Below are 25,573 nucleotides of genomic sequence, written 5' to 3' on the forward strand. Positions count from 1 at the left end.
ATGGAAACCTACGACTACATCATCACCGGCGGCGGCTCAGCCGGGTGCGTGCTGGCCAACCGCTTGAGCGAGGACCCGTCGGTCAAGGTGTTGCTGCTCGAAGCGGGCGGGGGAGACGCGCACCCCTTCTTCCACTGGCCGGCTGGGTTTGCAAAGATGACACGAGGCATCGGCTCGTGGGGTTGGCACACGGTGCCCCAGCGCCACCTGAAGAACCGGGTGATCCGCTTCACCCAGGCCAAGGTGATCGGTGGCGGCTCGTCGATCAATGCGCAGGTCTACACCCGCGGCGCTGCGGCCGACTACGACGATTGGGAGCGCGAGGCCGGGGCCACAGGGTGGTCCTACCGAGACGTTTTGCCCTACTTCAAGCGGTCGGAAAACAACCAGCGTTTCGCCGACGAGTTCCACAGCTACGGAGGCCCGCTTGGCGTTTCATGCCCAGTCAGTCCTCTGCCGATTTGCGAAGCGTTCTTCCAGGCCGGGCAGGAACTCGGGATTCCCTACAACCCGGACTTCAACGGCGCGAAGCAGGATGGCCTTGGCTACTACCAGCTCACTCAGTGGGAGGCACGTCGCTCGTCAACCTCGATCAGTTTCCTGCGGCCGGCGAAGTCACGTCCAAACCTCACGGTACGCATGCATTCACATGCGCTCAAGTTGATCGTCGAGGGACGAAGAGCAATCGGCGCGTCGATCGTGACAGGGAAGAACAAGACGCCGTGGATGGCGCGCGCCACGCGAGAGGTCATTGTGTCGTCGGGTGCGATTGGCTCCCCGCGCTTGCTCATGCTGTCGGGCATCGGGCCTGCGGATCATTTGGAATCCGTAGGGATTGAATGCCACCACGACCTCCCAGGAGTGGGCGGGAACCTGCAGGATCACCTGGACCTTTTCGTGATATCCGAATGCAACGGAGATCACACCTATGACAAGTACCTCAAGCCACACCATGCGGCATGGGCGGGGTTGCAGTACCTGCTGTTCAAGCAAGGCCCAGTTGCGTCGAGCCTTTTTGAGACCGGGGGATTCTGGTACGCGGGTGGACAGGGGACGGCGCGCTCACCCGACATTCAAATGCACCTGGGCCTAGGCTCGGGCATCGAGGCCGGCATGGCCAAGTTGAAGCAGGGCGGCGTGACGCTCAACACGGCCTACCTGCGCCCGCGCTCGCGCGGCACGGTGCGGCTGGCGTCATCAAATCCCGCGGCCGCGCCGCTCATCGATCCCAACTACTGGTCTGACCCGCATGACCGCGAGATGGCCATCAAGGGTTTGCGACTTGCTCGCGAGATCTTCAACCAGCCTTCGATGCGTCGGTTCGTGCAGTCAGAGGTTCTCCCCGGTAAGGCCCTGACGTCGGATGACGACCTTTTCGACTACGCCTGCCAGCACTCGAAGACTGACCACCATCCGGTCGGCACATGCCGCATCGGACCGGAAAGCGAGAAGACCACTGTCGTGACACCCGACCTGCGCGTTGTCGGTCTGGACGGTTTGCGGGTGGTGGATTCGTCCGTCATCCCGCTTTTGACTTCGAGCAATACCAACGCCCCAACCATCATGGTGGCCGAGAAGGCGTCCGATCTCATCTCTGGGCGGCTTGCCGCTTGATTCACATGAACCCTATGCAGATTCGACTTCCACACGCGGATGGCGGCCTGGCCGACTACGTTCTCAAGGCGCAGCCCATCGCGCCGCAAGGTCCCACCGTCAAATTCAATCGAACCGTCTACGCGGCTGCCCATGTGGTGATTGATCCTGTGGCAACGGCCGACCCGTGGGACGCATCGCCCGTCGTCGACTGGGAATCGACGCTGGCTTTCCGGGCCCACCTTTTCAAGCTGGGCTTCAAGGTGGCCGAGGCCATGGACACCGCCCAGCGCGGAATGGGAGTTGACTGGCCGGTCGCACGCGACCTGATCAGGTACAGCGCCAGGCACGCTCAGTCCGTCGGTGGTGAGATCGCGTGTGGCGTCGGCACTGACCAGCTCACGCCTGGGCCGGACGTCACGTTGGCAGACGTGGAGGCTGCTTATCGTGAGCAGCTGCAGGTCGCCGAGGACGAGGCCGTCAAGGTGATCCTGATGGCTAGCCGCGCTCTGGCACGCTGCGCAACGTCTACCAACGACTACGTCGCGGTGTACCGGCGTCTTCTGCGCGACGTTTCGCAACCGGTGGTGCTGCACTGGTTGGGCGACATGTTCGATCCTGCGCTCAAGGGTTACTGGGGGGCCTCAAGCCTTCCGCGGGCTATCGACGCGGTGGCGGAACTGATCGCCGAGAACGCGTCCAAGGTTGACGGCATCAAAGTTTCATTGCTTGACCCGAAGTGGGAGCTGGCTCTGCGCGAGAAGCTCCCGCCTGGCGTGAAGATGTACACAGGGGATGATTTCAACTACGCCGAGTTGATCGCCGGCGACGAGGCTGGCTATTCCCATGGCCTGCTCGGCATCTTTGACCCGATCGCGCCGGTCGCATCCGTCGCGCTCGGTGCATTGGCAGCAGGCAACACCTTTCTCTACCGGGAAATCCTTGACCCAACCGTCGCTCTGTCGCGGGAGATCTTCCGCGCGCCGACGCGCCACTACAAAGCCGGTGTGGTGTTTCTGGCCTGGCTGAACGGACATCAAGACCACTTCTCCATGGCGGGAGGCCTGCAATCGGCGCGCGGTGTCCTCCACTACTCGAAGCTCTTCGAACTCGCAGATGCCTGTGGTGTGCTTTCCGATCCAGAGCTGGCCGTATTGAGGATGAGGCGCTTCCTCGCCGTCGCAGGCGGCATCACGTCGTGAACCTACCGACCGCAGGATGGCAAGTCGGCTTGCTGCTGGATTTGTATGAGGCAGCCCTAGCGGCTGCAGATCCTCTAAAGGTTGTCCCACCTCATCTACCAGATGCGCCGCGTGGTCGAACGGTGGTCATCGGAGTCGGCAAGGCAGCGGCCGCGATGGCCATGGCAGTGGAACAAAACTGGCGGGGACCGCTATCCGGCGTGGTCGTCGTGCCGGAGGGTGCAAGCTTGCCTTTGCAGCACATTGAGGTCCACGAAAGCAGCCACCCGGTTCCGGATCAACGAAGTGTGATTGGTGCTGAGCGCCTGCTGGCTGCAGTGACCGGTCTGGCGCGAGATGATCTTGTGATCGCTCTGATCTCCGGCGGTGGGTCGGCGTTGTGTTCCTTGCCGGCTGAGGGCTTGTCGCTGGCAGAAAAGCAGCACATCACAACCGAGCTGCTGCGGCGCGGTGCCGCCATCTCCGAATTCAACACGGTGAGGCGGCATCTGTCTCGGATCAAGGGCGGACGGCTCGCAGCTCAGGCGCATCCGGCACGCGTGGTGTCGCTCGTCATTTCCGACATACCTGGTGATGATCCTGCCTTGGTCGCCTCAGGCCCGACGTTGCCGGACACATCAACCTGCGCCGACGCGCTCGCGATTTTGAGCCGATACGGCCTGGAGGATGTCGGACCGGTACGCCAGTCTCTGGAAGCTGGCATATGGGAGTCGGTGAAGCCCGGAGACCCCCGGCTGGCGGGCCACGAGCACGCGCTGATCGCTACTGGCCGCATGGGCCTAAATGCCGCTGCGGCACTAGCTCGTGCTCGTGGCTACGACTGCCATGTACTGTCGGACGCAATGGAGGGCGAGTCGCGGGAGCTTGCAAAAGCACACGCCGCCATTGCGCTGAGCTCCGCCCAGCACGAACAGCCGTTCCGCACGCCGTGCGTGCTTCTGTCGGGCGGCGAAGCAACGGTGACCGTGCGTGGCAATGGACGAGGGGGACGCAACACCGAATTCGTGCTGGCACTTGCACTTGCCTTGAAGGGACGTGACGCTGCACAGCGGGTCTATGCCTTGTCCGCCGGCACAGACGGCCTGGATGGTCGTGCCGGAGCAGCGGGTGCCTGGATGACGCCTTCGACCCTGCGTCAGATCAGCGATGTAGGTCTTGCTGCAGCTATGCATCTCGAGGCCAACGACAGCGCGACGGTGTTCGACGCAGTGTCCAGCCTGGTACACACCGGCCCGACGCATACCAACATCAACGATTTCAGGGCGGTATTCGTCGCGGGGGAGTGAGTCATGGCGGCACCCGGTCAGGCACGATGGACCTTGCGCCACGGATGGAGTAGTCACAGCGACCTCGAGGCGCTGCAGTACTGCGGCGCGGCGTTGGCGAAGGCAGGCGTCGCGTTTGGACAATGCTCCATTGCGCCTGATGGCGACGCGGTGAAGATGCACGGCTACGACTTGATCGAGGCCGTGGCGGCGCCCGACTCTGCGGTGAGATCACTGGACGCGTCCGCAGTGAAATGGAAATGGCGTCAAAGAGTGCCGACGTTCATGCGTCGTTATATGGTCCATGGCGAGAGGTGGTATGGCATCCCAATGGGCATCCACCGCGGGAACGTTGCCTGGGTCAACTCGGAGATCGCGCAACGCCTCGGAGCTCAACCGCCTGCCTCGTTTTCGGAACTGTTGACATGGTTGGGCGAGGCTCAGCGACATATCAGCGGTGGTCCGCTGGCCATCTCAAGTGCCCCGTGGCAAGTTGGAATGTTGTTCGAGTCCACCGTGCTCGCTGTGGCCGGACCGATGTTCTATCGCCAAGCCTTCGAAGCGATGCAGTCGAGCGCATGGAGATCAAACGCGATGATCGAGTCGCTCCAATCAATGCTCGCTTTGCGGGAATTCGTGCGTGATGAATGCCTGACTTTGACATGGCGGGAACTGGTCGACCATGTGGCTGAGGGTCAGTGTGCATTGCAGGTGATGGGCGACTGGGTTCGACCATCTGCGGGCACTGGCTTGTCGGAGTGGGCGGTGCCCGGGACGTCCGGCAAGTTTCTCGCCATCATGGACTTCTTCGTTCCGTTGCATCACGCCAGGAACGACATCAGTGATGTAGTGGCAGGCCTGTTGACGACTGCGGATTGCCAGCTGGGATACGCGCGCAAAAAGGGCTGCATGCCAGCGATGGTGGATGCGTGGAACGACTGCGATCCGTTGCGCGCCCGCCTGCTCAGCTACGCCGACCGATCCGTATTCGCATCACTCACATTCGATCAATGCTGCGCTGCGTCGAAGCGTGAGGCCATGCTCGCGCTGATCAGCGACTTCTTTGTCCAACGCCTGGATGCCAAACAGTGCACAGAGGCATTGGCTGAGGTCGTGGCACAGGGCTAATCCGTGCAAATGCCGCATACAGATTGACACAAGCACTCGCAGAATTGGAACGTTCCAGTTTCATACGCGAGGAGACACAATGGTCAAGACCCTGATTTCGCTTTTGACGGTCTGCATCGGTTTGCTGCTATCAGCCAAGGATGTCTACGCCGGTGAGGTGGAGGTGCTGCACTTCTGGACCTCTCCTGGAGAGGCCGTCTCAGTGACTGAGCTTAAGGAACTGATTGCTCGTCGCAAACACACTTGGAAAGACTTCGCAGTTGTGGGCGGCGGGGGCGGCAACGCGATGCAAGCGCTAAAGCAGCGCGTCCTGGTTGGCAAGCCGCCAGCAGCAGCAACGATAAAGGGTCCGGCAGTTCAGGAGTGGGCCGCCCTGAACACGCTGGCCAATCTTGACGCCATGGCCACATTCGACCACTGGGACCAGGTACTGCCCAAGGTCGTCCAGGATGCGGTCAAGCACAAGGGGCGGTACGTTGCCGTGCCAGCCAATATTCACCGATCAAATTGGCTCTACAGCAACGCGGAGGTGCTGCGGAAGTCGGGCGTGACGGCGGTGCCCACCAAGTTCGACGAATTCCTCGCAGCGGCTGAGAAGATCAAAGCAGCCGGCTTCATTCCCATCGCGCATGGCGGCCAAGCATGGCAGGAGTTCTTGCTGTTCGAATCGATCGTGCTTGGCGTCAACGGCGTCGACTTCTACAAGCGCGCCTTCATGGACTTGGATCCGTCGGCCCTTAACAGTGCCGAAATGCGTCGCGCATTCGACGTGTTCCGCAGGGTCAAGAGCTATACCGACAGCAAGAGCAAGGGCAGAGATTGGAACGCCGCCACTGAGATGGTCATCAACGGCAAGGCGGCCTTCCAGTTCATGGGGGACTGGGCTAAAGGGGAGTTCGTGGTTGCGGGCCAGCGCCCGGGCAAAGAGTTCAACTGCACTCCTGCTCCAGGCACTGGGCAAGCGTTCTCCTATGTCATTGACACCTTCGCCATGTTCCAGCTGAAGAGTTGGGAAGCGCAGAAGGCGCAAGGCTATTTGGCCTACGTGCTGTTGGGCAAAGAATTCCAAGAGAAATTTAATCTGCGGAAAGGCTCGATCCCATCGCGGCGCGATATGGATCTCAGCAAATTCGATGACTGCGCCAAAGCATCAGCCAGGGACTTCACCATGAGTGAAGCCGCGAAGACGCTGGTGCCGTCCGTTGCGATCGACATGTCGGTGCCGACCGTGACCCATGCAGCTTTGCAAGCCGTCATCAGTGACTTCTGGAACAACGACGCAATGCCGTCGAGCGAAGCCGCGAGTCGCGTTCTTCTAGCGGCTTACCCTAAGAAGTAGTCGGAACGCGACAAAGAGCGACAAAAAGCTCTACTGCATTGTTCAATTCGACAGCAAAATTGGAACGTTCCACAAAACGATCGAATCTTTAACGATCGTCATTTCAAGCGGGGACAGGGACCCCCCAACAGCTCAACTTGTAGGAGACTCTCTTGAACTTCAAACCGACCTATCTCGCGGCTCTCGCCGCTTCGATGTTCGCCGTGTCCATGCCCGCGTCCGCGGTCGAGTGGGGCGGCTACTTCCGCTCCGGTCCGGGCGGCACCAAGAAGGACGTGTCGCGTGCGTGCTATGGACTCGCCGGCGAGGGCCTGAAGTACCGCCTTGGCAACGAGTGCGATTTCTATGGTGAGTTCGCCCTGAGCGAGACCATCAAGAAGAACGACGTCGAGGTCAAAGCGTTGTTCATGACGAACTACTACAACGGTGGGACCGACATCGGTCACATCAAGGATTCGGGTTTCTCAGGCGTGCCGCAAATGTATGTCGAAGGGAAAGGCTTCGATATTGCACCGAACGTCAAGTTCTGGGTTGGCAAGCGATTCCTGGGGCGTACGGACGTGCACATCGTCGATCAGCGCTTCACTGAGCTTGATGGTGTGGGCGCCGGCGCCGATGCGATCGATTTGGGTGGCGCGAAAGTCGGCCTCGCGTACTTCACAACCGACGGCGCAACCGCCAATCAGCCGGGCCAGCGCTTCAACGTTGATGTGTCTGACATTGGCGTCAACCCAGGTGGCAAGCTCCGCATCCTGACGAACTTCGTACGCGGCAACTTCACCGGCGGCAAGAGCGGCTTCGGGCTGACGGTTCAGCACAACCAGTCTATGTTTGGCGGCGGCAACACGCTGTGGCTGCAGTACGCCCAGGGATCCGCAGATCTGAAGGGAACCTTCGGCACGCTCGACGCCAGTTCCGGCAACAAGAAAATCCGCGTCGTGGACAGCGTGAACTGGCAATCCGGCCCCTTTGGTGGCCAAGTCATCGGTCTGGTCCAGCGCGACACCATCGAGGCCACAGGTGGCAGCACCTCCAAAGTGACTTCCGCGACGGTAGGCGGCCGGGTTTCCTATGCGCTCATGAAGCACTTCAAGATGGTCGCTGAGGCCGGCTACTCGCAGAAAAAGCCAGATGGAGCAGCCACGCAGAAGCTCTCCAAGTTCACGATCGCGCCGACGCTGTCGATGGGCCCGGAGTTCTGGAGCCGTCCTGAGCTCCGCTTCTACGTGACGACTGCTAAGTGGAACTCGGCAGCCAACGCTGCTGCAGGTGCGAACGGCATCATTGGTACCGCTGCAGAAGCCGACAAGAGGTCGGGCACCAGCTACGGCTTCCAAGCCGAGATCTGGTTCTAAGCATGTGACCTTCCGCCGGGCCGTACAGGTCCGGCGGGCATTCGGAGCGGGGAGCATGAAAGCAGCCATCTTCGATCTCGACAATTGCATCTGTCCGGCAGACGCTGCTGGAGTGGAGTTGTTTGCGCCCGCGTTTGACGCCATCCGCGAGAGCAATAGAGGATGGCTCGACGCCGCAACGCTCGATCGCGCGCTCCATGAGTGCTGGTTTACCGCATTCGATTTGGTTGCCGAGCGGTATGGCTTTTCCGTCGAAATGCTCAATGCCGGACGAGCGGCGTTCTCAGCGCTTCAGATCACCAAGCCCATTGCGCCGTATCCAGACGTTCGCCTTCTTAGCATTCTTCCTTTGCGCCGCTTTCTTGTGACCTCTGGCTTCACACGTTTGCAGAAAAGCAAGATCCGCGCACTTGGCATCGAGTCGCTCTTCGATGCGATTTTCATCGACGCAATCGATTCCGCATCTCATCCCGGTAAGCAAGCGATCTTCGAAAGCATCAGAGATTCCGGACAGTGGGCACCATGCGAAATGCTTGTCATTGGTGACAACCCATTGTCGGAACTCGACGCGGGCAGAAATCTTGGCATGGTTACTGTGCAAACACTCCGGCCCAACGTGGAGAAGAGCACGCTTGCCGACCATCACGTCGTCGATTTCCGCGAGCTGTGGCCGATATTGGGTTGGACCCTTCCAATCGAAGCGGCTCTGCATTGAAAAGCGCGAGGTTCCATGAAACTGAGAAACCAGGTGTTGCTTTACGGCCTTGCTGGCGCATGCGCGGCGGCACTCGTGGGCGCCATTGGACTATTCAGCACCAACCGCCTTGCAGACGCGATGGCCGCCACTGCCCGCATGGGACAGGCGGCCCAAGACAGCCAGAGCGCCTCGTTGATGCTTGACGCCATTCGCGGCGATGTTCAGCGTGCCATGCTGGGAGCGCTTGGCCGAGACAAAAAGCAGATCGGCGAAGCGCAAAGTGCATTGGCTGGTCATAGCGATGCGCTTAATGCCGCATTAAATGCACTCACAGAGGCGCCTCTCTCTTCTCAGACCAAAGAGACGATCAAGAAGACGATTCCTGTCGCAAAGGACTATGAAGGCGCGGCCAAGCGGATTGTGGAGCTGTCTGCTGCAGACACAGCGGCTGCAGCCGCCGTGCCGGAGTTTCAGCGTCTCTACAACGAGACCGAAGGTTTGATGCGCAGCCAGGTTCAGGCGATCCAGCAGGAAGGAAAGCAATCTGCGGAACGCTCCAAAGGGGTCGTTCAAAACGCAACATTGCTGGTGGCTGCTTCACTGCTTGTCAGCACGGTGCTCTTGATTGGCGCTGCGCTGTGGCTTTCTGCCCGCATGGCCAAGCCGATGGCCAAGGCGGTATATGTGGCCAAGGCACTGGCGCAGGGCGATCTCTCGCAACCAGTCGTGGTCGAGGGCAACGACGAGACGGCTCAACTTTTGACGGCAATCGACGACACGCAGAAAAGCCTCGGCTCGATCGTGAAAAGCGTTAAGTCGAGCGCAAATCGCTTAGCCATCTCGAGCGCAGAGATTGCCCAGGGCAATATGGATTTGTCAGCTCGTACTGAGCGGCAGGCCAGTTCCCTTGAGGAGACCTCATCCGCCATGAAGGAGCTCAGCGCCGCTGTAGTCCACAACGCCCAGAGCGCTCAAGAGGCAAACCGTTTGGCAGCTGGTGCGTCGAGCAAAGCCGACGAGGCCTGCCGAATCGTAGAAAAGGTTGCAGCGAGTATGCAGGTGATCCAGGAGAGCTCGAAGAAGATCCTGGAAATCGTCGGCTTGGTCGATGGAATTGCGGCACAAACCAACATCCTGGCACTCAACGCTGGTGTCGAGGCGGCGCGCGCCGGTGAATATGGCCGCGGCTTCACGGTGGTCGCCACCGAAGTCAGAGGCCTCGCCGGCAGAGCTTCAAAAGCCGCCAAAGACATCGGCACGTTGATTCGGGCAAGCAACGACGAGGTCAATGCCGGTGGTGCGCTAGTCAGTCAGTCCGTGCAGTCGATGCGTGAGGTCGTGCAAGGCTCTCGGCGAGTGACTGAGATCATGGAGGAGATCCGCATCGCCAGCGAGGAGCAAAGCATTGGCGTAAGCGAGGTCGAGAGGGCAGTCGGTGACATAGACGAAGTCACTCAACGCAACTCTGCGCTCGTCGAAGAGATGGCCGCGGCGGCAGGCGAGTTGAGAGGTCAGGCAGACGAGCTCGTTCGTGTCGTGAGCGTATTCAAAGTCAACGAGACGTTTGAAGATTCCGAGGTGCCGCAGACCATTCCCAACGTAGCCATGATGGAGACGACCGCCTGAAGGTCGCAGCGAGTTGCCTCTAGGCAGACCAAGAGCCGAGAACACGCGTTGACTTCAGCCGGGCTCGCAGTTGTGCTCAGTACAGGCCCGTAGTACTTCGCCTGTGTTGCTGGCGTGTCCGAGCACGGTCAAATTGCGCCTTCCTAAGGTGAGGCTAGTGCTTCGGCCAAGCAGTCGAAAGTTCGACTTAGCGGAATCGATTCGCGTAACTCTCGATGTGTAGTCAGCCAGAGGGGCAACTCCGGCAACGGGACCTCTTCCAAAACTCGGACCAGGTTGGGATCCGCGTCGCCGACATTGCGCAGACCGATACCTATACCCAGCGCGTTCGTCACCGCTTGCCAACAAACTAGTCTGTTGTCGCATCGAAAGTCAAAAAAAGCAGCGGTGACGCGCATGCCTGCACGAGCGAATCCGTCCACCAGCAGCGGCGACCGATCGAGGCCAATCCACTGATGGTCTTCTGCGTCTGACAGCGTTGGAACTCCATACTGTTCTGCATATCGTCGATGCACATACAGCCCGAACTGGAGAATCCGTAGCTTTCGGACGACCAGACTGCCCTGATGCGGCTGAACCATTCGCAGGGCGATATCAGCTTGGCGTGTCAGTAGATCTTGAATCTCGTCTGAAGCGACTAGCTCGATCTGAATATCAGGGCATCGCTCACGCAAGCCTTTCAACGCAGGTAAGAGCAGTTGACCTGCGACCAGCTCACTCGCCGCGATACGTACAGTGCCGCCTTCCCGACCCATCGCACTAGCGAAAGTGGAGGACAGCTCTTGCACCGCATCCTGCACCCTACGCGCAGGTGCAAGGAGCGATTGGCCCGCTGCCGTCAGAAGCATTCCCTGCGGGGTCCGCTCGAACAGCGCCGCGCCCATCGCCCTCTCTAGGGCGCCCAGCTGCCTAGTCAGCGTGGGTTGAGTTGTGTGCAAAGCCTGCGAGGCGCGAGTAAGAGATCCACCGTCGGCCACCCCCAGGAAGGCGCGAAGCAGATTTCAGTCGAGTGATTCCGGTGAGCAAGTTCCGGGAGGAGCTTCCGCATTCCGCCGTCGTCCGCTGCGTGCTTCCATTCGCGCATAGCTCCTATACGTGGGCAACCGTTCTCATATCGCTATCTGCCCTAGAGAATGAGCGCTCCTGACTTCGACACATCAAATGAAAGACTTCATTTCGCATTGGACCAAGTGGCCATCGACCCGCAGCTTTTTGGTGTGGGTTCCGCTCGCATTTGCGCTGAACCTTTGGGCCACTCAGTGGCTGAACGAAAGCTACGCATCATCGCAATTCCCGGTGCCCTACTATGTTGCCCAGCTATCGTTTGACGCCGCCAAATTGAAGGCGTGGTATGGGCAGCTGCTGGCTCTTGGGTCGCTCGACCTCTATGTCAGAACGCAGCACATCGACTTTGCGTTCATCGCGTCCACGCTAGTCCTCCATTTCCTTGTTTTTGCGTGGATAGGACGCTCGTTCGGAGCTCACTCGAGAATCCGGAGAGGCTGGGTAGTCTTCGCGTTGGTGAGCGCTATTGCGCCGATCGCTGATGCGTGCGAAAACCTAGTCTCCTACTTCATGCTGGCAGACCCAACCGGTTTTCCAGACCACCTTGCGCTTGCCTATTCCACGTTTGCCTCTATCAAGTTCTTCTTCTTCTTCGTGGCATATATGGCAGCGCTGGGTGGGGTCTGCGTAGTGATCTGGTCCCTCCTTGCGAGAAGGCGAATGCGTGCCACTCCTGCCGGAAACTCGCCTCTGCCTCGTTCCTTCGTTCAACCTCTGATGTCTCCTCGCGAATGATCGGATCTGAGCGCGGCGTGCTTGGCTGCTGTTAGGTGTCGCTCACCAGACGCTAGCCTGAGGCGCCGCGCTTCAACTGGTTTGGTCATCGGATTTTCCGAAGCGCCCTAATCATCGGCACGTCAGTTTCCCCACTGACTGTTTGAAGCACCTGCACCAAATGTTCGCTCGTCTCCTTCAGGAGATCGCTGTAACGACGCAATTCAGCAACCTCTTGATTGAGGCGTTCGAGCAACTCCTTGACACTCGAGTCGGCCGCCCAGTCTCGGGAGCGCTCCGCCTTGCGCACCCACAAGCGCAAGGTCTCCGTGTGGCAGCCGATACTCGACGCCACCACTTGAATGGCCGCCCACTGCGATCGACATTTGTCCTGGATTCTCAGCACCTGCTCGACAGCGAGATCGGCGGTTTCAGCTGAAAACTTTTTCTCGTTCTTCATTGGCGTCGGTGCAACGCTAGTGAGGCGCAACAGATCTGCTGATCTCGGTGCGCATAGATGATGCAAGCGACACTCGGGACGAGAGGCTGCGCCGGTAGCTCTCGCTGTCATGCTCTTCTAGCGCACATGTCGGGAAGGAGCGATGTTCTTGTGCAGAAGGCCTACCGCCTAGCATCCTCAGGAATGCGTGAGCCTTCGCGGTGTCGCCGTCGGCGTGAATGACGTATCTGACAGCAGTGGCAACGCCGTCGCGCATGCTGCGTGACGACCCTTGAAGTTGGCTCATGGATGGAAGCAGGAGATCAGGACACAGCCCCGCCAGGTGGAACATCTTCCACGACGATGAGTCGATCATGGTTGTTGTCGCATCGCGAACCGCGGGCAGCGCGCCCTTAATCAACCCAAATTCGCCCTGTACCTCCGGGCGCAAGAGGGTCTGAGTAAGCTTCGCCAGCACCTCGTCATTGCGAAACCCTCTTTCTCGCTCCACGGGAACAACGTAGTCCACGTTGAACAGGAACGACGTTTCGGTGCCAGGGGCGGTCCACTTGTAGACCGATCTGTAGCTGCCCGATGAGTCTGTAGACGTGCCATCGCAGAACTCGATATGAGCCCAGTCGCCGATGATGGCTACGGCGCACTTACCGGTTCGGCAATCAGCGGCAGCCACGTGCCAAGCCGCTGATTCTTCGTACGGGGAGATGTATCTCGCCATGTCTTTGAGGTAGTTCAGAGACTCGCGCATGCGAGGCGAGGCGAGGGCGGAACTGAGGCTCATGCCAAAGGCGCGTCTGTGAAAATCTGCCCCGTGCATTGACAGCACGATGAGTTCGAATAGAAGGCTCAGCTGCCAGTCCTCCCGCCCGAGACGAATGGGGTAGGGCACCAGCTTCGAGGCTCGCGCCAACCATTCCAGCCACTCAGCGTGAGTCGTTGGTGGTGAGCCGATGCGATCAGCAATCTCCCGGTTCGCCCACATGATGTTGTTCCGGAAAGCGCCGAGGGGAACACCGAACAAAGCCAGTTTCGAGGGGGAGTTCACTGCCTTGAAAGGTGCGAAGACTCGGGATTCAAGATCGTAGGGCGTGAGAAATGAGCCGAGATCGATAGGTCGCGGACCTGAGCCACATACGCCATCCCATATTCGCTGCGCAGACATGACGCAGGCTTCAGCGTCCGCGTTCGCTGCGCAGTCCACCAAGTCGATGCCGTCGACATAGAGCGCCTCACGCAAACAAGCGAGTGCTAGTTTCTCCGAATGAGAGGTCCACCAATGGTCAAGAAAAACGCGGCGCATGTTGGTTCTCCCGTCTGCACTTGACTACAAAATCAGCCTGAGGGCTACGCACAAAGCGACATATTCGGTACGAATTATTGGAACGTACCAATTGGCACGTCAAATGAAAGTTCGTGCAATACATCCGTGCCGGCGCGCTTTTCTTCGCCGGCTTGAGATAGGGGTTCAGTTTGGTGTTTCCCCTACCTTTGCCTGTCAGGCCTCACCGCATAATTGGATCGTTCCAACGGGACTCGAGTTCGAGTTTGGACTTGGAGCCGCGGAAGGAGCATGCGATGAGTGTTCTGTCTTCTCTCCTAGGTAGCGCAGCATGACGAGAGCGCTTTAGAGCACCTCTTTTGAGGTGCTATTTTTTTTGTTCGAGGAAACGCACATGCCAACGTTGAGAACATTGACCCAGCTGTGGCGCGCATTTCTCTGGGTCGCGCGGTCGGCGAGCGGCAACTACCAGCGCTACACCGACATATTCGGTTCGCGACCTCCGATGGGCTAGCGCCGATCCAGCTGCGCGTCACCGCTCGAGCGAACACCAATGATTTGCCACCAACCTCCTGTGCACCTCGATTCGTCAGAGATGATGACGGGCTGGTCAAACACGGATCTGCGCGAAACTTTCGACCAGTTGTGCAAACTCTTGGGGTGTGACGCGCTCGCCTTGTTGGAGGGACACGGTCTCGGAGGAAGGTTGATCTGTGCGCATGTGACACCGGATAGCGCTTTGAGCAGAGACCGCTTGGTTGCGCTGCTGGAACGTGCCCAGCCACTTAACGTCGGTCCGTTGACAGATCGATCCGGTTTGTACGCCGTTTTCCCGGGGATGGAGGTGCTTGAACTGACTCAGGCAGCTCAACCCGTTGGTGCCGTAATCGCGCTAAGGCAGGGTAGTTCGCCTCTCTCGGATGCTCAGCTGCACAGCTTCAAAGCGGCGGCTGCAATTTTCGGCGCGCTCATTCAAGTGCTTCGCTGTGGCGATGCACAGCTGCAAAGAAGTCGGCGGCTCGCCGACTTTGCATTGGCATCGGGTGACGGCTTCTGGGAAACCGACTCAAACCACTGCATGAGATGGACCGCTCTTAGCGGGATATCGCCCGAAGCCGCCGCCTATGCGAACGACCCTATGCTTGAGGCGCATTTGTGTTCCGAAGAGGGTGATGCACTGACACCACCCTGCCGGCTGATAGATCTGCTGGTTCGGCAACAGCCGTTCTCGCGCGCGGTCATTCGGGCAGAAGGGGGAAACACCCCGAGGTACTTGTCGTTCTCCGGTCGACCGTTTGTTGACGGCGGCTCGTTTGTTGGCTACAGAGGCACGACTCGGGATGTCACCTCCAGAGTTGAGGCGGAGCAGGAGCGTCGCAGAGCGACCCGGGCCCTTGTTCGGATCGCGTCGCAAGTGCCAGGGTTGGTCTGTGAACTTCAAACTCTTCCTGATGGCAGTTCAAAGATCGTCTACGCCAACGGGCGGCTCGAAGACGTGTTTGGCGAGTCGGTTGACGCTTTGCGCGACGACCCATCAATAGCGTTGCGTTGGGTTCACCGCGACGACCTTGCTCGAGTGGCCGCCTCTCTGCAACACTCGGCGCGATCTGTGTCGCCGTGGCGTGGAGAGTACCGGATCTGCTTACCCGGACAGGCACAGCGTGTCATCGCCGGTCAAGCCATCCCCGAGCTTCAGGAAGACAGCAGCATTATTTGGTATGTGGTGGCAACCGATGTGACGCTCGAAGTGGAAGAGAGGCAACGAGCAGAGTCGCTCCAACATGAACGCGACAACGCGAAGCGCCTTGAACGGCTACGCGCCGATCTGACAGCGCGTGTGAGCCACGAACTTCGAACGCCGTTGCACGCCATCCTCGGCTTTGCTCAACTTCTGCGTGTGAGCTATCCGAACGCAGAGATTGAACCGGGCCGGTCGCTGTCGCATGTTCACCAGGCGGCGAATCACCTGCTCTCGGTAATCAATGACATGCTGGACCTGGCTGCCCTGGAAGCCGGCCACGCCCAAATGAAGGTGAACGATTTCGAGCTACGGCCGCTTCTTGCAGGATGCAGCGCGATCATGCAGACGCAGCTGGCTGTGAAGCAGCTAACGCTGGCAATAGCGGCACCGGTGACGCCGTACGTGTCAGCGGACGAGCGCTCGGTGCGGCAGATCTTGCTGAATCTACTGTCGAACGCGGTGAAGTTTTCGCCCGAGCGCGGGGTGATCTCGTTGAGTGTGCGCCTCGTGTCGCGCAGCACTTGTGTCCAAATCGACGTGACGGACTCCGGAGCAGGTATTCCGCCAGAACGACTCGACAGGCTGTTTGCTCCGTTCGAGCGATTGACTTCTGATCGCCAGATACCAGGTACTGGGCTTGGCCTTGCGATCAGCAGGCAGCTCGCTCGACAGATGGGTGGCGACCTTGTGCACATCCCTACCAGCCGCGGCTCCAGGTTTCGGCTGCTGCTTCGGAGAGGCAACAAAACCGCGCCCACCGCGCCCACCAGCGGCTTTCTTCCGATGCCCGAAGCCTCGCAGCATGCGGTTCAGTGGCGCGTGCTGTACGTTGATGACGACCCCATCAATGTACTGGTTATGGAAGGACTTCTGGCGAACATCGGAAACATCGCCATGACGGCCGCTAACAGCATTAGGGCCGGCCTGCGTGCGGCCCGGTCGATGCAGCCGGACCTCATCCTACTAGACATGCACTTGGCAGACGGCACGGGAATGGACATGCTGAAGGTATTGCAAGAGGATGCGCCCGATGCGCGTACGCCACTCATCGCTGTTAGCGCGGACGCGATGCCACAGCACATCGAAGCGGCGTTGAAAGCGGGCTTTCACGGCTACATCACCAAGCCGGTCGAGCTGCCGCGCCTGCGTCAAACATTGCAACGAATCTTGAGCACTCGCACGCCTGGCAACCATTCTGCCCAATAAACCGCATGATCCTCTATCGCCTCTACGTGTGCAATTTGTTCAATACGCAATGAAGGCGCAGTTCAACCAAATTCAGCAGATAAGTGGAATGCTAAACGCGGCGCGGGTGCTGCTACTTGTCGAGCACTCCTGGCGCGAGCATAGCGATCGAACCGCATACGCCGGCGCACCAGACGACTGCTTGAATGCAGGCATCCAACTCATTGGACTAATTGTTCCTTTGCTCTCGGACCTGCACGCGGCGGTTGTGCAGGTCGTGCTGCAGGTTGCACCCGAGCGTCGTGAGGAGCTGGACCGGACCTTCGATGAGCTCTGGTCGGGTGCACGCGAATTGGCGAGGGCCTACGAAACAGTTGCGCTAAACGGACAGGGCGCGTTCATGGAATCCCTGGCCACGAGTCGGCGTCTACTCGAACGTCTTCGTCTGGCCTCTGACTAGCCATCGTTTGCCGCCCCGACACCCTAGCTGACGTAGCTCCTGCGCCGGACGACCTATCTCGCGAAAAGGGGCTGCTCAACAGCGCCACTGTGTTCGGAACGCGAGAAAAAAGGAACGAATGTTCTCATTGAGCTTGAAGGGAGTGGTGTGGATCGCCGGCGTCGTGAGAAGACCGACATACTGACTGGAGCTACTTCGGCGTTGGGCAACAAGGACACCGAGCTGGTTTCGGCAGCGGCGAATGGAGACTGTGCCGCCGTGGCGCGTCTGCTGGCTGCTGGAGCGGGTATCAACTGCGTCGATATCCGTTATTCATTAACACCGTTGGCGGCCGCCGCGGCGGCCAGTCGATTGGAGACACTGCGCACCTTGATCCGGCGAGGTGCTGATATCAACGCCATCATGCCCAGCACAGGCGAGACCGCGCTAGGCGTTGCGGCGTCTCTCGGTCACCACGATGCAGTGCTTATCCTCATAAAGGCTGGTGCAAAGGTCGATTTGACGTCCAGGCAGTGTGAATACACGCCACTGATGCACGCGGTGCTCAATGGGCACGGTGCAACGGCGAGGGCCCTCCTCGCGGCAGGGGCAGACCCCCTTCAAACCTCAGTGCTCGGTTGCAGCGCTGCCAGCTTGGCTGAAGGTAAAGAAGGATCTCGAATGGCTTCACTTCTCGACGCACACCGCGCGACCCCGGCGCGAAAGCCGAGGGGTCCTTGGTGAGGTCCACATGGTCGTGGCCACGGATTCGAGTCGCAAAGCCGAGTGCCTGCGGCGACGGCGCGCGAGGCGATCGAGTCGCGCGCGCTCCTGCGCTGGGGCTCACGGGGTTCTGTGGCCATCCTCGGATGAAGAATTCACCTTCGGATGCGCTGGACGGGCGCCCCCACTGCTCATCCGGCGCATGCATCCAACAATGGCCAATCCAATCGCTGGAGTCGACGCGGGGTCCTTTGTTGTTGGGATCACTGCTGATCCACAGACACTCGATCCCGGTGCGATCGTGTTGCATGTGCGAGCGAATGGCGGTGTAGAGATTTGTGACTCCGCAACAAGTCTGACCGATGTTTGGAAGCATTTGGTATGCAAACAGTCATTCAAGATGCGTCTCAAATGTTCCTTTGGCGCTCCGTTCGTGCTCGCGGCGAGTTGAGACATGTGGAAGCGATCGCCCATCACATCTCGAGGCAGAAGGATGACTCACACTTTGCGGTTAGCCAATCCGTTTGAAGCGGCCACACTTTGCACTTGCATCGCACGTACGGTGAGAGTGATCAATGCTGTTGTCCTTGCTCTACCTGCCATTTGCGTGACACTCTGCTGCCCAGCGGCAGCGAAGACCGGATCACGCACACTTGAGCGAATCCAAGCTACCGGCGTTATTTCAGTCGGCTATCGCACGACGTCCGCCCCGTTTTCCTACCTTGATGGACGCCGGAGACCAATCGGCTATTCAATAGACATATGCGATCGTATTGTTCAAGCCATACGTCGAGAGACCAAACTGCCTGAACTGCGTATACGCATGGTGGCTGTCACCACCGCAACCAGGCTGCCGATGCTTGCGGTGGGCAACATTGACCTGGAATGCGGGGTCACTACACACACGGTGGAGCGTGAGAGGTCGGTTGGTTTCTCCGTAACGACCTTTGTATCTGCAAGCCGTTTGCTCTCGCGGCGTAGCGCTGGCATTCAATCGGTTGACGATCTGCGCGGAAAGACCGTTGCTACAACGCTTTCGACAACAAGCATGCAGTACCTGACCAAGGTCAACGCCGAGCGTTCGCTAGCCATGCGCATCGTCGCAGGGATAGATGACGAGGATGCATTTTCCATGGTGCGCCGAGGCGAAGCGATCGCATTCGCTATGGATGACGTGCTGCTCAAAAGCGTTCTCGCCGGCGCGCAAGACGGTCAGGCCTTTACGGTGAGCGAGCATGCCTTGACCGTTGAGCCTTATGCGATCGGACTGCCGCCGAAAGACGCGAAGTTTAAAGAGGTTGTTGATCGCGCCATCAAAGAACTGTTCGTCAGCGGCGAGATCCATGTTCTCTACAAGCGCTGGTTCGAATCGAAGATCCCATTCCGCAACATCAATCTGCGCCTTCCGATGAGTGGACAGCTTCGGCGGGTAGTTGAACGTCCCACTGACTCACCCGACCCAGACATCTACCGGTGATCGGCTCAAATTGCTAACGGAACCGATCTGGGTCGATGTCATGTTTGTGAAACTTGTCGTATAGAGTCTTTTTGGCAATGCTCAGCGACTCCATCACCTTTTGCACGCGACCGTGATGCTGCCGTAAAGCGTGCTCAATGAGCGCTTTCTCCACGATGTCGACCTGTTGAGAAAGCGATGCGGCCCGGCCTATTTCCGAGCCAAGCTCAAAAGAGCCGTGGTCGAGGACGTAGCGATCGGCGGCGTTTCTGACCTCCCGCACGTTACCTGGCCAGTCATGGGCCATCAGCTGTCTAAGTTGGTCTGATGAAAGTTCGGGCGCTGGAAGCGCATAGCGGCTGCTCGCCTTCATGACGAAGTGCTGGAAGAGCAATGGGACGTCCTCCCGTCTGTCGCGCAGAGGTGGCAGCTTGATCACCGCAACATTCAGTCGGTAGTACAGGTCAGCGCGAAACTTCCCTTGATCACTTAGCTCGCGAAGGTCGCTTTTTGTCGCCGCTACCACTCGCAGGTTTACTGGCGTCTCCACATTGGATCCGAGGCGCTCAAGCTTTCTCTCTTGCAGAATTCGAAGCAGTTTAATTTGTACGACTGGAGGCGTCGATTCGATCTCATCGAGCAGCAAAGTACCGCCATTGGCATGTTCGAACTTGCCGATGCGCCGCTTGTTCGCAGAAGTGAAAGCTCCAGGCTCATGCCCGAAAAGTTCGCTTTCAATGAGGTTTTCGGGTAGCCCGCCGCAGTTGATGGCAACAAAGTTTCGATCACGACGCCTACTGTGCTCATGCAGACAGCGCGCTACAAGTTCTTTGCCGGTCCCGGTCTCCCCGAGAATCATCACGTCTGCTGAGGTGTCGGCTAATCGGGTGACCTTTTGTCTTAACTCCTGCATGACGGCTGAATTCCCCAGCAGCACAGCATCGATCCCAATGCGAGTCTGCAGCTGACTTCTTAGCGCATCTACTGCGACTCTGAGGACTCGCTTCTCAAGAGCGCGCTGGACGATTTCGACGAATCGCTCGGGAGAAAAGGGCTTCTCGATAAAGTCGTACGCTCCCTCACGCATGGCTCTCACCGCCATTTCAACGTCACCGTGCGCTGTGACAACAACGACGGGAATGTGGGGGTCAATCGCTATCACGCGTTGCAGAAGCGAAAGACCGTCGAGACCGGGCAGTCGGACGTCTGTCACCACTATCGCTTGAAGCTCAGCGTTAATTTGTGGAAGCACGTCCTCGGCCGAGCCGAACCCTTCGACGTCAAGAGATGCCAGCTGCAAAGTCTGCATGACGCTGGTTCTAACCGGTGGGTCATCTTCGACGAAGAGGACCTTGAATCCGTCGTACAAGTCAATCCTCCGATGCTTCAAGATCGAACTCAAACTGCATTCCCTGTGCGCCTCGGGTAGCCCGCAGCGTTCCGCCGAGCTCAAGTGCAATCTTCGATGAGATTGCGAGCCCTAAGCCAAGGCCAAGGCCCGCCGGCTTGGTTGTGAAGAACGGCTCGAAAAGACGTGGCAACAGTTCGTCCTCGATGCCACGCCCGGTGTCCGCTACGCTTACTCCTAGCTTGTGATCGTGACGCCGCGTCTCGATTCGCAAGACGCGGCAGTGGTGACCGCTCATTGCGTCAATTGCGTTCGCGATTAAGTTGAGGAGTACCTGTTCCAGCTGGGTCACATTTGCATGGACCCAGGTATTCGGTTCTACGACATTGATGACGGTAACGTCTTCGCATCTCAGGCGGTGGTCCATGAGAACCAACACATTGCGAACCGATACCGAGAGGTCAATTCGATTGCGAGATGCCGAGCCCTTTCGTGCGAAAGACTTCAGTTGCGTCACGATTCGCCCCATCCGCTCAACCATTTGATCAATCGCGCGTAAGTTGTCAGACGCAATTTTTGTCCGACCCTGCTCGAGCAGTTGCAGCGTATTGCCTGACAAAGCTCGTAGGGCCGTCAGCGGTTGATTGAGTTCGTGCGAGATTCCAGCAGACATCTGCCCAAGCGCTGCAAGCTTGCCGGCCTGGACCAATTCATCTTCTATCTGCGCTCGCTCGATTATTTGCCGTTTCAATTCATCGTTGGTGGCTTGCAACTCTAAGGTTCGCTGGTTCACCTGGCGTTCGAGCTGATCGTGCGCCTTCTGCAGAGCGTTGCGCGCATTGAAAAGCTGCCGGATGGTTCGGCGCCGCTGCACGATATACAGCGCGAGAAGACCAACAGCTGCTCCTGCAGCACCCCCGGCCCATGATGCGTACAGCGAAGAGCGCTGGACCTCGGCGGTATCGGAGATCGCAATCAGCCGTGCCGATAGAGGTGCAATAACGCGAGCCTGAAGGAGGCGGTATCGCGGCGAACTCTCCGTGGGGTATGCGATCCATGCAGTCGACATGCCCTTATCCGGAGATATGTACGTCTCAATCGGTAATGGACGCATGTCAGCAGCGCCGTAGCGTCCGGATGCTTGAAGCTTGGCTGTATCGGGTTTCCCGGTAGTGTGATTCTTCCACCCGACTACCGACGACAAGACCACGACGTTGTTGTCGTCGACAAGCAGCAGCCGCTCGCTCTGCGTTCGCTGCGCCAGATCGATCCACGTGGCCTCAAGCGGCAACATGCTCACAGTCACCGCGATGCGTGCGACTGTCTTGCCAGCGCGTTTCAGGTCCTCCACGAAGCAGTAGTCGGTGCCCTGATCGGCCGAGTTTGCGTAGAAATAGCTTGAGCTCTCGTTCGCGGAGGCACAGGCATTCGTCGATGCGCTTTCGCTCGCTGCGATGGGCTCTCCAGTAGGCGAATAGATCGCTATCTTGGTCGCACCTGCGCGTGCGTTTATGCGCGCTAGTGTTCGATCCGTCATAGCTCGTCTCGATGGATTACTTGGGTCGTTGAGCAGGGTGTCCACGTTGCTTCCGACTTCAATCAGCCCGGGCAAATCGGCGTAGCGCGCCAGTTCCGCCTCAAGGGTCGAGGTATAGAGGTCCAGTTTTTGAGCGGTGGACATCGCCAACTGCTTTAAGCCAGATGTCTCGCTGACGTGATAGCCAATAGCTGCACCTATTGCAGCTAGAAAAAAAACTGGCGCAGTTGCGAGCAGGCCTAAGACCAAGCGGCGCTGAGGGCGCTGATCAGTCCTGAAGGTAGGGAAGTGCAGAGCCATGACGCTTCTAGTTTGCCTAAGCAAGGAAGCGTTGTCGCGTTCTATCTAGCCAGTCAAAACATCGCGCCTTAGTCGTGCGGAATTGCACACCGTCATTGAGAAGCCGAGTGTGGATTTCCGCTCTGTGCACTCGCGTGCGGCCAAGGGCTGGCGCGCGCGCGGCCCAGTCCACATGCGGGCTGCGTGCGTTTTGATCTGTGGACTGATTTCCGCCTTCGGCGTTGGCACGTGATGTGCGAAGAGAACGTCAATCCGGCGCACAGCCGACGCGTACTTTGGGGGGAGTTTGTTTTGGATACATTCATCCAGCAGATCATCAATGGTCTGGTGCTCGGCAGCGTGTATGCGCTGGTGGCCCTCGGCTACACGATGGTCTACGGCATCATCAACCTCATCAACTTCGCGCATGGCGAGGTGCTGATGGTGGGCGCACTCACGAGTTGGACCGTGGCCACCGCGCTCATCGGCATCGGATGGCCAGGCTGGGTGGTGATGCTCATCTCGCTGCTCGCCGCCATCATCGTGTGCTCGGTGCTCAACTTCAGCATCGAGAAGATCGCGTACCGGCCACTGCGCACCGCGCCGCGCCTGGCGCCGCTGATCACCGCGATGGGCATGTCGCTGCTCTTGCAGACGCTCGCGATGATCATCTGGAAGCCGAACCCGAAGCCGTATCCGATCCTCATCTCGGCCGAGCCGTATGAAATCGGCGGCGCCGTGATCAACACCATCCAGATCGTCATCCTCATCACCACGGCGATCACGCTCGCCGGCCTGATGTACCTCGTCAACCGCACCAAGCTCGGCCGCGCGATGCGCGCCACCGCCGAGAACCCGAAGGTCGCCGGCCTCATGGGTGTGCGTCCCGACATGGTGATCTCGGCCACCTTCATCATCGGCGCGGCGCTCGCGGCGCTGGCCGGCGTGATGTACGCGGCCAACTACGGCTCGGTGCAGCACTCGATGGGTTTCCTGCCAGGCCTCAAGGCCTTCACCGCCGCGGTGTTCGGCGGCATCGGCAACCTGGCCGGTGCGATGGTGGGCGGCGTGCTGCTCGGCCTGATCGAAGCCATGGGCGCCGGCTACATCGGCGACCTGACTGGCGGCATCCTGGGCAGCCATTACCAGGACATCTTCGCCTTCATCGTGCTCATCCTCGTGCTCACGTTGCGGCCGCAGGGCCTGCTCGGCGAGCGTGTGGCCGACCGGGCTTGAGGAGCGAGCGATGAATCTTCGAGACAACAAGCTCATCACCTTCATCATCGCCGGCGTGCTGCTGGCCATCACCCCGCTGATCGCGCAGCAGTTCGGCAACGCGTGGGTGCGCATCATCGACATCGCGTTGCTCTACGTGCTGCTCGCGCTGGGCCTCAACATCGTGGTGGGCTACGCCGGCCTGCTCGACCTGGGCTACGTGGCCTTCTATGCGGTCGGGGCCTACATGCTGGGGCTGCTGGCCTCGCCGCACCTGTCGCAGACCTTCCCCGGCTTCGCAGCGGCCTTCCCCAACGGCTTGCACACGCCGCTATGGCTGGTGATCCCGCTCGGGGCCCTCTTGGCGGCGGTGTTCGGGGTCGTGCTGGGCGCCCCCACGTTGAAATTGCGCGGCGACTACCTCGCGATCGTCACGCTCGGCTTCGGCGAGATCATCCGCGTGTTCCTCACCAACCTCGACGCACCGGTCAACATCACCAACGGCCCCAAGGGCCTGAGCCAGATCGACTCGTTCAAGGTGCTGGGCTACGACTTCGGCAAGTCGCACACCCTCTTCGGCATCGAGATCCCCTCGGTCACCGGCTATTACTACCTGTTCCTGGCGCTCGTGATCGTGAGCGTGATCATCTGCCACCGGCTGGAGCAGTCGCGCATCGGCCGGGCTTGGATGGCGATCCGCGAAGACGAGATCGCGGCCAAGGCCATGGGCATCAACACCCGCAACATGAAGCTGCTCGCCTTCGGCATGGGCGCGACCTTCGGCGGTGTGTCGGGTGTGCTGTTCGCGAGCTTCCAGGGCTTCGTGTCGCCTGAGTCGTTCAGCCTGCACGAGTCGGTGATGATCGTCGCGATGGTGGTGCTGGGGGGCATCGGGCACATTCCCGGCGTGATCATCGGCGCGCTGCTGCTGGCCGCGCTGCCCGAGGTCTTGCGCTACGTTGCCCACCCGCTGCAAAGCATGACCGACGGCCGCCTCGATGCCGCCATCCTGCGCCAGCTGCTGATCGCGCTTGCGATGATCGCGATCATGCTGTCGCGGCCGCGTGGGCTGTGGCCGGTGCCCGAGCACGGGCGAATGCGGCCCGGCTCGCCTGACCAGGACCCGGCACCGAAGGGGACCCTGTCATGAGCAGCACGACCAACGCAACCCCGGTGCTCGAAGTCGCCAACGTCTCCAAGCGATTTGGCGGCCTGCAGGCCCTGAGCGACGTGGGCATCCGCATCGAGCCGGGCCAGGTCTACGGCCTGATCGGCCCCAACGGTGCGGGCAAGACCACCTTCTTCAACGTGATCACCGGCCTCTACACGCCGGATTCCGGCAGCTTCAAGCTGGGCGGCCAGCCGTACAAGCCGACCGCCGTGCATGAAGTGGCCAAGGCTGGCATCGCCCGTACCTTCCAGAACATCCGCCTCTTCGCCGACATGACGGCGCTCGAGAACGTGATGGTGGGCCGCCACGTGCGCACCGCGTCAGGCCTGATCGGTGCGGTGTTCCGCACCGGCGGCTTCAAGGCTGAAGAGCACGCCATCGCCACACGCGCGCAGGAGCTGCTCGACTACGTGGGCATCGGCAAGTACGCCGAGTTCAAGGCGCGCACGTTGAGCTACGGCGACCAGCGCCGCCTGGAGATCGCCCGCGCGCTTGCCACCGACCCCAAGCTGATCGCGCTCGACGAGCCCGCCGCCGGCATGAACGCCACCGAGAAGGTGGTGCTGCGCGAGCTGATCGACCGCATCCGCAAGGATGGCCGCACCATCCTGCTGATCGAGCACGACGTGAAGCTGGTGATGGGCCTGTGCGACCGCGTGACCGTGCTCGACTACGGCAAGCAGATCGCCGAGGGCTCGCCCGCCGACGTCCAGAGAAACGAAAAGGTGATCGAGGCCTACCTCGGTCAGGCGGCATGAC

The 25,573-nt window shown here is 59.6% G+C and carries 21 protein-coding genes; 16 read left to right on the forward strand and 5 right to left on the reverse strand.

Going from position 1 to position 25,573, the window contains the following annotated elements; all coding sequences use genetic code 11:
• The 8 genes from JI745_RS18055 to JI745_RS18090 all read left to right on the forward strand — a co-directional run bounded on the left by JI745_RS18055 (nucleotide 1) and on the right by JI745_RS18090 (nucleotide 10,205).
• Nucleotides 1–1,614 carry a GMC family oxidoreductase gene (locus JI745_RS18055; RefSeq protein ID WP_201810116.1) on the forward strand — a complete coding sequence of 538 codons (1,614 nt, stop codon included), beginning with the start codon at nucleotides 1–3 and terminating at the stop codon, nucleotides 1,612–1,614.
• Between the two features lie 14 nt (nucleotides 1,615–1,628).
• Nucleotides 1,629–2,795, forward strand: coding sequence for a dihydrodipicolinate synthase family protein (locus JI745_RS18060; protein WP_201810118.1), 1,167 nt, complete (start codon nucleotides 1,629–1,631; stop codon nucleotides 2,793–2,795).
• Nucleotides 2,792–4,081 (forward strand): glycerate kinase, encoded by a 1,290-nt coding sequence (locus JI745_RS18065; protein ID WP_201810120.1) that lies wholly within the window; start codon nucleotides 2,792–2,794, stop codon nucleotides 4,079–4,081. The genes JI745_RS18060 and JI745_RS18065 overlap by 4 nt, the downstream gene beginning before the upstream one ends.
• A 3-nt stretch (nucleotides 4,082–4,084) precedes the next feature.
• Nucleotides 4,085–5,188, forward strand: a complete 1,104-nt coding sequence (locus tag JI745_RS18070) for a hypothetical protein (protein WP_201810123.1) — start codon at nucleotides 4,085–4,087, stop codon at nucleotides 5,186–5,188.
• A gap of 79 nt (nucleotides 5,189–5,267) precedes the next feature.
• Nucleotides 5,268–6,527: an ABC transporter substrate-binding protein gene (locus JI745_RS18075; protein ID WP_201810124.1), complete on the forward strand. Its 1,260-nt coding sequence runs from the start codon at nucleotides 5,268–5,270 to the stop codon at nucleotides 6,525–6,527.
• A 152-nt stretch (nucleotides 6,528–6,679) separates the two neighbouring features.
• Nucleotides 6,680–7,882, forward strand: a complete 1,203-nt coding sequence (locus JI745_RS18080; RefSeq protein ID WP_201810126.1) for a carbohydrate porin — start codon at nucleotides 6,680–6,682, stop codon at nucleotides 7,880–7,882.
• Nucleotides 7,883–7,937: 55 nt separating this feature from the next.
• Entirely contained in the window at nucleotides 7,938–8,597 is a 660-nt protein-coding gene (locus tag JI745_RS18085; protein WP_201810128.1) for an HAD family hydrolase, read from the forward strand.
• A 15-nt stretch (nucleotides 8,598–8,612) separates the two neighbouring features.
• Nucleotides 8,613–10,205, forward strand: coding sequence for a methyl-accepting chemotaxis protein (locus JI745_RS18090; protein WP_201810130.1), 1,593 nt, complete (start codon nucleotides 8,613–8,615; stop codon nucleotides 10,203–10,205).
• A gap of 143 nt (nucleotides 10,206–10,348) precedes the next feature.
• Here the strand turns inward: JI745_RS18090 and JI745_RS18095 are convergent, their stop codons facing one another.
• Complete coding sequence (locus tag JI745_RS18095; RefSeq protein ID WP_310738756.1) at nucleotides 10,349–11,203, reverse strand: LysR family transcriptional regulator; 855 nt, start codon at nucleotides 11,201–11,203, stop codon at nucleotides 10,349–10,351.
• A 163-nt stretch (nucleotides 11,204–11,366) separates the two neighbouring features.
• Here JI745_RS18095 and JI745_RS18100 point away from each other — a divergent pair, with 163 nt between their 5' ends.
• Nucleotides 11,367–12,005, forward strand: a complete 639-nt coding sequence (locus JI745_RS18100) for a hypothetical protein (protein WP_201810134.1) — start codon at nucleotides 11,367–11,369, stop codon at nucleotides 12,003–12,005.
• Nucleotides 12,006–12,090: 85 nt separating this feature from the next.
• Here the strand turns inward: JI745_RS18100 and JI745_RS18105 are convergent, their stop codons facing one another.
• A complete protein-coding gene (locus JI745_RS18105; protein WP_201810136.1) occupies nucleotides 12,091–12,444 on the reverse strand; it encodes a hypothetical protein in 354 nt (117 codons plus the stop codon).
• 16 nt (nucleotides 12,445–12,460) lie between these two features.
• Entirely contained in the window at nucleotides 12,461–13,741 is a 1,281-nt protein-coding gene (locus JI745_RS18110) for an ABC transporter substrate-binding protein (protein ID WP_201810139.1), read from the reverse strand.
• 733 nt (nucleotides 13,742–14,474) lie between these two features.
• On the opposite strand from JI745_RS18110, the gene JI745_RS18115 reads away from it, so the two are divergent.
• The 4 genes from JI745_RS18115 to JI745_RS18130 all read left to right on the forward strand — a co-directional run bounded on the left by JI745_RS18115 (nucleotide 14,475) and on the right by JI745_RS18130 (nucleotide 19,285).
• On the forward strand, nucleotides 14,475–16,667 hold the full coding sequence (locus tag JI745_RS18115; RefSeq protein WP_201810141.1) for a hybrid sensor histidine kinase/response regulator: 2,193 nt from the start codon (nucleotides 14,475–14,477) through the stop codon (nucleotides 16,665–16,667).
• Nucleotides 16,668–16,695: 28 nt separating this feature from the next.
• On the forward strand, nucleotides 16,696–17,106 hold the full coding sequence (locus JI745_RS18120) for a hypothetical protein (protein WP_236675035.1): 411 nt from the start codon (nucleotides 16,696–16,698) through the stop codon (nucleotides 17,104–17,106).
• A 147-nt stretch (nucleotides 17,107–17,253) separates the two neighbouring features.
• Entirely contained in the window at nucleotides 17,254–17,829 is a 576-nt protein-coding gene (locus JI745_RS26925) for an ankyrin repeat domain-containing protein (RefSeq protein WP_404932817.1), read from the forward strand.
• 472 nt (nucleotides 17,830–18,301) lie between these two features.
• The gene (locus JI745_RS18130) at nucleotides 18,302–19,285 is read left to right on the forward strand and encodes an amino acid ABC transporter substrate-binding protein (RefSeq protein ID WP_236675036.1); all 984 of its coding nucleotides are present in this window, start codon (nucleotides 18,302–18,304) and stop codon (nucleotides 19,283–19,285) included.
• Between the two features lie 13 nt (nucleotides 19,286–19,298).
• On the opposite strand, the gene JI745_RS18135 is transcribed toward JI745_RS18130, so the two are convergent.
• Nucleotides 19,299–20,633, reverse strand: coding sequence for a sigma-54 dependent transcriptional regulator (locus JI745_RS18135; protein WP_201810150.1), 1,335 nt, complete (start codon nucleotides 20,631–20,633; stop codon nucleotides 19,299–19,301).
• Between the two features lies 1 nt (nucleotide 20,634).
• Nucleotides 20,635–22,293 carry a sensor histidine kinase gene (locus tag JI745_RS18140; RefSeq protein WP_201810153.1) on the reverse strand — a complete coding sequence of 553 codons (1,659 nt, stop codon included), beginning with the start codon at nucleotides 22,291–22,293 and terminating at the stop codon, nucleotides 20,635–20,637.
• A 447-nt stretch (nucleotides 22,294–22,740) separates the two neighbouring features.
• Between JI745_RS18140 and JI745_RS18145 the strand changes: the two genes are divergently transcribed.
• Genes JI745_RS18145 through JI745_RS18155 form a run of 3 tightly spaced genes read left to right on the forward strand, consistent with a single transcriptional unit; the run spans nucleotide 22,741 to nucleotide 25,572 of the window.
• Nucleotides 22,741–23,664, forward strand: coding sequence for a branched-chain amino acid ABC transporter permease (locus tag JI745_RS18145; RefSeq protein WP_201805453.1), 924 nt, complete (start codon nucleotides 22,741–22,743; stop codon nucleotides 23,662–23,664).
• 10 nt (nucleotides 23,665–23,674) lie between these two features.
• Nucleotides 23,675–24,793 carry a branched-chain amino acid ABC transporter permease gene (locus JI745_RS18150; protein WP_201805451.1) on the forward strand — a complete coding sequence of 373 codons (1,119 nt, stop codon included), beginning with the start codon at nucleotides 23,675–23,677 and terminating at the stop codon, nucleotides 24,791–24,793.
• Nucleotides 24,790–25,572, forward strand: coding sequence for an ABC transporter ATP-binding protein (locus JI745_RS18155; RefSeq protein WP_201810156.1), 783 nt, complete (start codon nucleotides 24,790–24,792; stop codon nucleotides 25,570–25,572). The genes JI745_RS18150 and JI745_RS18155 overlap by 4 nt, the downstream gene beginning before the upstream one ends.
• The last annotated feature ends 1 nt before the right edge of the window (nucleotide 25,573 follow it).

This window comes from Piscinibacter sp. HJYY11 (genome assembly GCF_016735515.1).
GTDB lineage: Bacteria > Pseudomonadota > Gammaproteobacteria > Burkholderiales > Burkholderiaceae_C > Rhizobacter.

Excerpts from the sequence above, each read along its gene's own strand:
- JI745_RS18055 (WP_201810116.1), top strand. The coding sequence starts at position 1 with ATGGAAACCTACGACTACATCATCACCGGCGGCGGCTCAGCCGGGTGC.
- JI745_RS18060 (WP_201810118.1), top strand. The coding sequence starts at position 1,629 with ATGCAGATTCGACTTCCACACGCGGATGGCGGCCTGGCCGACTACGTT.
- JI745_RS18070 (WP_201810123.1), top strand. The coding sequence starts at position 4,085 with ATGGCGGCACCCGGTCAGGCACGATGGACCTTGCGCCACGGATGGAGT.
- JI745_RS18075 (WP_201810124.1), top strand. The coding sequence starts at position 5,268 with ATGGTCAAGACCCTGATTTCGCTTTTGACGGTCTGCATCGGTTTGCTG.
- JI745_RS18085 (WP_201810128.1), top strand. The coding sequence starts at position 7,938 with ATGAAAGCAGCCATCTTCGATCTCGACAATTGCATCTGTCCGGCAGAC.
- JI745_RS18090 (WP_201810130.1), top strand. The coding sequence starts at position 8,613 with ATGAAACTGAGAAACCAGGTGTTGCTTTACGGCCTTGCTGGCGCATGC.
- JI745_RS18100 (WP_201810134.1), top strand. The coding sequence starts at position 11,367 with ATGAAAGACTTCATTTCGCATTGGACCAAGTGGCCATCGACCCGCAGC.
- JI745_RS18105 (WP_201810136.1), bottom strand. The coding sequence starts at position 12,444 with ATGAAGAACGAGAAAAAGTTTTCAGCTGAAACCGCCGATCTCGCTGTC.
- JI745_RS18110 (WP_201810139.1), bottom strand. The coding sequence starts at position 13,741 with ATGCGCCGCGTTTTTCTTGACCATTGGTGGACCTCTCATTCGGAGAAA.
- JI745_RS18130 (WP_236675036.1), top strand. The coding sequence starts at position 18,302 with ATGACTCACACTTTGCGGTTAGCCAATCCGTTTGAAGCGGCCACACTT.
- JI745_RS18140 (WP_201810153.1), bottom strand. The coding sequence starts at position 22,293 with ATGTCCACCGCTCAAAAACTGGACCTCTATACCTCGACCCTTGAGGCG.
- JI745_RS18150 (WP_201805451.1), top strand. The coding sequence starts at position 23,675 with ATGAATCTTCGAGACAACAAGCTCATCACCTTCATCATCGCCGGCGTG.
- JI745_RS18155 (WP_201810156.1), top strand. The coding sequence starts at position 24,790 with ATGAGCAGCACGACCAACGCAACCCCGGTGCTCGAAGTCGCCAACGTC.